The 8,269-nt window shown below is 41.4% G+C and carries 3 protein-coding genes; all 3 read right to left on the bottom strand.

All coding sequences use genetic code 11. The features are described 5' to 3' along the window. Positions 1 to 52: 52 nt before the first annotated feature. A complete protein-coding gene (locus tag OCV88_RS13735; RefSeq protein WP_158426006.1) occupies positions 53 to 4,933 on the bottom strand; it encodes a phage tail protein in 4,881 nt (1,626 codons plus the stop codon). Further along, positions 4,933 to 5,571: a phage tail family protein gene (locus OCV88_RS13740; RefSeq protein WP_158426007.1), complete on the bottom strand. Its 639-nt coding sequence runs from the start codon at positions 5,569 to 5,571 to the stop codon at positions 4,933 to 4,935. The genes OCV88_RS13735 and OCV88_RS13740 overlap by 1 nt, the downstream gene beginning before the upstream one ends. Further along, the coding region (locus tag OCV88_RS13745) for a coiled-coil domain-containing protein (protein WP_262591348.1) at positions 5,571 to 8,269 on the bottom strand (2,699 nt) is incomplete at its 5' end. The genes OCV88_RS13745 and OCV88_RS13740, both read right to left, overlap by 1 nt.

The following is an 8,269-nucleotide window of genomic DNA, read 5'->3' on the forward strand; positions in this document are numbered from 1 at the left end:
CTTATTTAAGAATATAAAAGCACCGACAGCTGTCGGTGCCCATTGTCAGGTTTTATCCGGTGATTCTTTTTTCCAGTACACTGATCCTCTGCAGAGCCTTCTGCAGCATCATTGCATAAATGGGACCAAATTCTTCGTATCGAAGGGAATACAGTTCATCAAAGTGCACATCCTGTTCACTGCCAAACTCATCCGCACCGATCACTGTATCTTTGTCGATCAGCAGCCCTGCAAATTCTTCTGTGCTGATTCCTGCACAATCCAGAGCAGCTTTTACCTGACGGGCTCCAAAACCCGCATGTTTTCGATGCCCCCCATTTTTATACGTATAAAGAACCGGTTTTAATGCCATGAAGAACGTCTCATACCGGTCATCCATATCATAAATATATTTCAGATTTTCATCAGAAGTAATGGCCGTGGAGCCTGATGAGCCTAAATATACTCCGCCGCCAGAATGTGCGTACAATCTTACCGTATTTCCTCTGACATTCACGGTATATCCACTGTAGGAACCACTATTTCCATAATACGTTACCTTATCGCCGGATGACAGCATATTGATGCTTGCACTACACATCAAGATAGAATTTTTATTCAGGTCAATATTTCCATTTGCAGAAATATTGGCATTAAAATACGCTGCACCGTTGCAATACAATCTGTAATTTGTCTGATTGGTGGCATAATTAATATTAAGATAAGGTGTGATATTAATATTGTTTGCGCTGGACGCATAAATATGATGCGTTGCAGACTTGGCCTTGTTGTAATAAAAATAAATTCCGGTATTATCACTTTTTCCGGTAAGATAAAGCGTCCCGTTATCTCCTAACTGGCCGCCTTCCACACCATCATCCGGAGCATCTTTGTATCCGGTTCTTAGGACATTGGCTGTCACCGTTCCCAAATGATTGACCTTGAACGGATATTCAAATTTTGTATAATCCAATCCATCTGAATAGCTGCTTTGCTTTACACGCCGGATACTTAAGAAATTTCCCCCTTCGCCATCAACTGGCTGCGGACTTTGAACTGTATATTGATATGCATAAGCAACACCTCCAACTGTCACAGACGTATAGTTTTTATCATTTACACGATTGGAAATTTTACCTTTTGAAATTCTCCAGGTGCCTGCATCTATGTATGAATTATCCGCATTCGCTATCAGTGATTTTCCGGAAATATTCCAGCCGCCAACCAAACCTCCCGTTGCCTGCAGTTTTGTAGATTTCAGCGTTCCATCACCCGCAATAATAAACGGATACACATTACTGCCAGAAGTAGCATCTGTGATATACATTACTCCATATGATAGATTGCTTTGAACACCTCTTAAAGTAACCGTATAATCTCCATTTGTATTAGTTAGTGCACCTGCTGTTCCGGTACCCAGTTTAAATGCACCAATTTGTCCTCCACCCGCTGCATATACATAGCCGTCATATCTTACATAAAATAAATTTGCCCAGCTCCCATACGCGGAACCATCATAAGATCTCTTTCTAATATGGATAGCGGATGAGGATGTACTACTATATTTATTTAATATGGATTCATATTGTGTAGCTGCAGTTCCGGCAGTAATACTCGAGGTACTTACAATTCTGGAACTTTCTATTTTCCACCCGCCAATTGTAGCCTTTAGGGCAGTTAAATCTGATACATTAATCTTATCTGCGGTTACTGTTCCTGCGTATAACTTTCCTCCATCTATATATGTCAAATTGTTGTTATAGCACCATTTTGCAATAATTGTGTTTGCACTGGAATCAGACATTATCCAATAAGTTCCATTGTATGTAAATGTAACGGTATTATTTGCTGCCCAATAATAAGCAGCTGTCATCGCCGCATTATTCACTCTAATTGCTTTTGCACCAGTTCCATTCACATTCAGCGTTGAATTTGCAGCAGTATTTTGATTTGAAAAATATACGCTGACAATTGCTCCTGTATATAAAACAAAGCCTGACAAAATCACCACTTTTGCTGCTGTAGCGGCTGCAGTAGAACAGGTCCCGTAATGATACGTTGCCCTATTATTAGCTGTATTTGCAGCAGTCTGTGCTGCTTTTGCTGTGGTCAATGCCTCATTGCTATAACCCTTTATCGTACTAATTGCATTACTGTCAAGCGCTGAAATAGTTACTGCACCAGTAAGATTAATGTGCTTTGCTTCTATAGCTGCCGTTGTAGAAGAGAGGTTTATTTTACCGATCAGATAATTCCCGGTAATATCCTTTTCTTTTACTGTCTGACTGATTTGAGTTGCATGCTGTGCAATCACACTTTCCGCCTCTTCCAGCCTGGTTTCCGCTGCTGTCAGATCTCCGGATTTTGCATAATAGCTCCCAACTGTTGCAATAATTCCATCTTTTGTAATTTTCTGACTTGTTTCTTTCTTCCAAGTTTCCAAGGACGTGAGTTTTCCGTTTGCGGTAGTTAATTCTTTTTTTGTGGCATAAATCCCAGATACAGACTGTAGAATACTGTTTTTTGCAAGTTCGATATCTGTTGCTACACTTTCTTTATATATTTCATAATCACTTCCCGATACATAACTTTTCAATGCATCTTCCATATTTATCTGTGACTGCTTTACAGCTTCCAGATAACCATCTGATATTTCTCCCCGAACTTTCGTGATCGTCTCATTAACACTCAACTGAATCTTACTGGATTCCTGGGTGATTTTTGATTCTACTTCCTTATAGATTTTTTCTTCCAGCACTAAAGGATCATTTACAATAATCCATGCCGCCCCGTTCCACTGCTTGATCTGAGGCGGTGTCATGGAAGTGTCACACCACAGCATCGTCTTATCTGAAGGTTCCGTATCCGATATAATAGCAGCATCTTTTCCATTAGTTCCCGGCTTCCCCTGTGCTCCTGTCTCTCCCTTGATCTTCGCCCAGGTATAAGCCCCTACCGTAACCGGATCTGCTGACTGATAGTCCACACAGGTTCCAATATATGTTCCAACTGTTTCTCCATTATTGGCGGTGAATGTCTTCCCACCGTCATTGGAATATTTAATATGCAGATAAGACGTCTGTCCGTCTGCTCCGTTCTTTCCCGGTATCCCCTGCTCTCCGTCGGAGCCCTGCAGTCCCTGAAATCTTGCCCAGGTATATTTCTTTGGATCCAAAGAATCTGCTTCTTCAAAGTCCACATATGTTCCAATGTAAATATCAGGCGTTTCTGATATTTGATCTGCGTTTTCCGGATCCGGTACAGAGCTGTATTTTACATGGAAATAGGTTGTTCTTCCGGATTCGCCGTCCTTTCCCGGTGGTCCGGCAACTCCCTGTTCTCCATTCAGCCCGTCTGCACCATCCACAATCATAAGATAATCCAGCCAGTCACCTGCAACATACTGTTTCCCGGTATCTTCGGTATATGTGGCATAACAAATATATCTTACCTGGCCGGTGATATTATGAGATACTTTTAGGATTCCTGCGTCTGCAGCTTCTCCTGCTGTCAGTTCCTCTTCCGCATCCCCGGTCTTTCGTTTCCAGATAAATGATAGATTTTCTGTCTGTATCTTATTTTTAAAGTACACAACGGGTGTAATGATAAGCGGGTCTTTTGTATAATCCGGCTCTATCACTCCAGTGTTATCTGTCCGCTGATAGATTCCGTAATTGCTGCTTAATTCTACTCTCAGCTGTTTTTCAATATTTTCGATTCGTTTATCTGTATTTGCCTGATTGACGACATAATCAGATTCGATTTTTTCTATTTTTTCCGTCAGATCTTCATTCTGATCTGTCAGTGTCAGGATTTTATCCCCGACCTCAATCATAGTATTTTGAGGGTTTAGGAGATCAATTTCAAGCCTCGTCAACCTGTAACGCTGATTTTGACTGTGAGGTTCTGAATATACATTTACATATCTATATATACGAAAAGACTGAATTGTTTCATCCGTATAGTGCAGATCCACAGCCCTTATACTAATACTGCTGGATAACTTTACAGCTGTACCAGCCAGATAATCACAGGCCTTTCGTACCAGATTTCCTACCAGTGTTACATCTTTCCATTCCGTCTCCGAAACAGGCGCATAAATCCAGCCATATTGATCTACTGCACTGCTGCTGTAGATCGTATCTCCTGACTTTACCAGATCCCCATCCAGATTCCCGTCCGGATAGGATTCAATTGTCAGTTTTTCATCCCCGGAAGTATCATCCCCTTCTTCTTTTGGGACTGTCCCGATTGGTATGACTGCGGTATAAGTTGTAGACGCATCGATTCCCCGGCTGAAATCTGTCATGTTCTCTTCTAGTACAATATCCTGTGTATTTGTCAGTTCAAAGTCAGCGAGGTAATCCACATAGTTATTACCCCCCTGATAACGAATACACAAATATCCTCCAAGTCCGGATTCAAATAGTTTGGATTTTAAAATCTCCCACGTATCTGCATAATCTTCTGATGATCTTGTTATATAATTATTAGGTTCGAATACCGTTACTTTTCCAAGCTTCAATTTCTGAAAATCCTGAACCTGTGAATTATGATTCTCCAACAGCCAGGCCAGAAAAAATTCTACTACATTTCCTGTCTCTGCAGCCTTGAGATAATCTGCATCCTCCTGAAAATCTTCCGGAAAAGAAAAAGGCCTGACGATGCTGTCATTTGCATACGCCAGGGCCCCCTCTAATTCTACTGTTTTTTTAGTATAATAATCCATCGAGTCTTCCGTCATCCGTCCACGGAAAATAATAGAATCATTCTGCCAAATTTCAAAAACAGATCTTAATTTCCTCATCTGATCATAATAGGGATTACTTGGATAAATATCAAAGGAAGCTTCTCCAACAGTATTCACTTCTAATCTGCATATCGCATTATTTACCATAAGATCCTCTTCTGCCGGATCGTAAATGGTATATTTATCACATTTGATTCTATACACTACAAATCCCCCTCCCGATAACGAAACGTCACTGTTCCGGTGGTGGTAACTGTCAGATGGTTATCCCCCGGCTGAAGCTTCAAACCTAAAATCCGGTGGGTCCCCTCCCCCACAGAATAAGATACTCCGCCAAACGTAAATCTGGTTTCTGCAGTAGTTGTTATCTGTGGAAATAAGCGCTTTCTTCCATTATGTAAAATAACTTCTTTTTCAGTCCCCGCAGCGCATACGATAACCGTTTCTTTTATTTTCATTTTATATGGCTGCATATCACCGGTAATTATAATCTCATGGGATACATCATCTTCTTTTTCGGTACTCACAGACAGCCTTCCTTCATAATAATACTCCGGATCCGTATCAAGAATTACTCTCATCTTCTGTCCATGCAAAGCTCCGGCTATCTCACTGATCTGCCGGCTCCAGTCCTCGTACTGGCCATACAGCCCAAAAATCATTTCTATGGTTCGATTTCCGTATTTTAGATCCTGAAAAACCTCAGCCATATCAAATATTCCGTCTGCTGCGGGGATATCCACACTGTTCTTTTTCACTTCCGGAAATTGAATACTTATTTTTTCCAGCATCATCCCAAAATCATCATAACTTTTTTTATCCCCAAAGGTTATATTAAGCATCAATGTCCCCTCGCCTTTCCAAGTTTAATTCTGCCAATTTCAAGGTCCATATCCGGCGCCAGAGCTCTCGCCGCTTCTCGTCCGTTGATGTCCGCATGCACAGTAATACTTCCTTTTTCCAGAATAATTCTCTGCTCCATGTCCGTTCCTCCAGCAGCTGCCATACATGGTTCGAATCCAGCATCTTTTACCTGGAATTGAAAGGCTCTGCTCTGCATGGAGGCTACCAGGTCAGAAGTGTCAATTCCCTGAAACAAATCCGTATTACTCTGAAAATTAAGCACTGCATCTGCAGAAAATTCAGGAATCTTTTCTCTGCCCAAATCAAAAAGACTGCTTACATTTAGGCTTCTACTCATATCCTGTATAGTATCTAGTCCCCCCTGCACCATGACAGCTGCTGCTTTATTCACTAATTTTCCACTTCGATCTAATCCAATAGCATAACCTTCACCTGCATTATCACCCTCTGCAATCCACAATTTTGCGGGAGAATTTGATTTCTGTGCTTTTTTGCCACCTGAAATTGCACTCTTTACTAGCTGCCAGCCGCCAGTAAATGCCGCGCTTATCCAGCTGCCAAGTCCTTTCACAAATCCAGAGCCAGCATCATCACCTTCATCTTCCAAATCATCACTGCCGGCACCTTTTTGGGCACTCGATACTAATTTTTCTGACTTCTTTTCTGCATTATCTTTCTGAGCCCCGACACTGTCTCCATAACCTTTGCCCGCTAATCTTCCTTCTTTGGACATTTTGGCAACTGCTTCATTGGCCTTGCTTACCATCAAAGTATTAATTTTCCCAACTGCATCAGAAGGCTTTGTTTTCCCAGAAGATACCCCGTCTTTTAGTTCCTGCGGCACGCTGATACCGGCTTTTTCTGCCTTGGAAAGTAAATCATCATACATGATAAGATCTTTCATATACTGGACAGCTTCTTTTGGTTTCATCTGACCGCTGTTAATCTTTTCACTGATAGATTCTGGAAGGCTAATTCCGGCATCCTTTGCTTCTTTCAGTAAATCATCGTATTCAACAAGATCTTTCATGTGCTGCACAGCTTCTTTTGGTGCAACTTCTCCTGATGCAACCCCTGAGCTTAACCACTCAGGAACCTTCTCTCCTGATAACTTTGATTCATTTAATAGATCGGTAAAGTCTACCAGATTATTCATCTGATTTACTGCTTCACTGGGTGCAATTTCTCCGGTTTTGATACCTTCTGACAGGCTCTCTGGAACACTTATACCGGCAATATTCGCTGAAGACAACATCTGATCAAACTTAACTAAAGACTGCATTTCTTCCACAGATTCCGGCAATGCATATTCACCATTCTTTATTCCATTGCTCACAGCCTCTGGTATTTTTGCTCCAGCTTCTTCAAAAGCCTTTAGCTTCTCCTTAATTTCTGGCAGGTTAAACATTCTTTGGGAACTCTCATATGTCTGATCATATTGGTCGCTTAATTCACTAAGATCATCTGTATAACCTTGTACAGCATCAGCTGATTTTTCTACCTCTTTTGTGTAATACTTCTGGTTCTCCTGTGCCAGCCACAATGCCTGCCTGTCAATATCTGAAATCCAAGGACCTTTTTTACCATGTTCATCTTCTAATTCTTCCATCCTTTCAATTGCTTCGTTAAGATTCTCCTGGTTTTTCCTGTGTTCTTCTTTTGCATTTGCCAGATTGTTTTCAACTTCTACCATCTCTTTGGCTATCTCATCCCCTTGTTCGGCATATGCCTTTGCCATAGCTAAATCTTTGGTCGCATCAATATTATCCCGGATTGCATCTGTCGACATATTAAGCTTATCTTTTTCTTCGTCGTACTTTGCATTCAACTCTGGCATTAACTTATTTAACTGATCGACATACTGGTGCATGAGTTTCTTTTCGCCACTGGACTTATTTTCTTTTTTCGCAAGTTCTTCCAGCTTATCAACCATTTTATCTGCTGCGAGATAGTTGGTTTCTACTGATTCTATTTCTTCCTCTCTGGCTTCTTTATTTTTCTGTAACTGTTCATGGAGCTTCTCGTATTCCTCTACAAGTTTTTCCGTTTCTTCCCAGTTTTTAATAGTTGCTTCTTTGCTTTCTTTAGATTTTTGTATAAATACGGCTGTAGCCGTCACTGCACCACTTATTAAACCTATCAACATTCCCATAGGCGTTAACGAAATTGTGGTATTTAAAATCTTCTGCGCTGCATCCGCAATCATAACGTACGTCTTATACGTCAGCCATGCGGTTCCCAGCCCTGCTACCATGCCGGAGACCAGATCTATGTTATCCATCAGCCATTCCAGACCTTTCATGGCCACTTCCATGACATTTCCAATCAGCCTGGCTCCTGCATCCCAGTCAATCCCATCTATCAGCTCTATAAATGCATCTGCTACCTTTTCTATCATCGGCGCCATGGCATTCAAGGCTTTATTTTTAAGTTCTGTGAACCTTGTATTCAACGGAGTGAGGGTTTCCCCAAGCTCTGCCTGAGTTTCCTTCAGTTCCGCTTCCGCTTTATTGGCGTCCAAAATACTCCCTGACAAACTATCATAAGTTGTTTTTGATTTCCCATAGGTTTTATTTAACAGCTTGGCCACCATATTGGCACGGTCCTGTTTATCAGATGTTGCTCCCAGTGCAGCGCCAAATGCTTCCTCTGCCGGCTTGCCCTCTTTCAGCATTT

Origin of the sequence: Brotonthovivens ammoniilytica (assembly GCF_025566885.1) — a bacterium.
GTDB lineage: Bacteria > Bacillota > Clostridia > Lachnospirales > Lachnospiraceae > Brotonthovivens > Brotonthovivens ammoniilytica.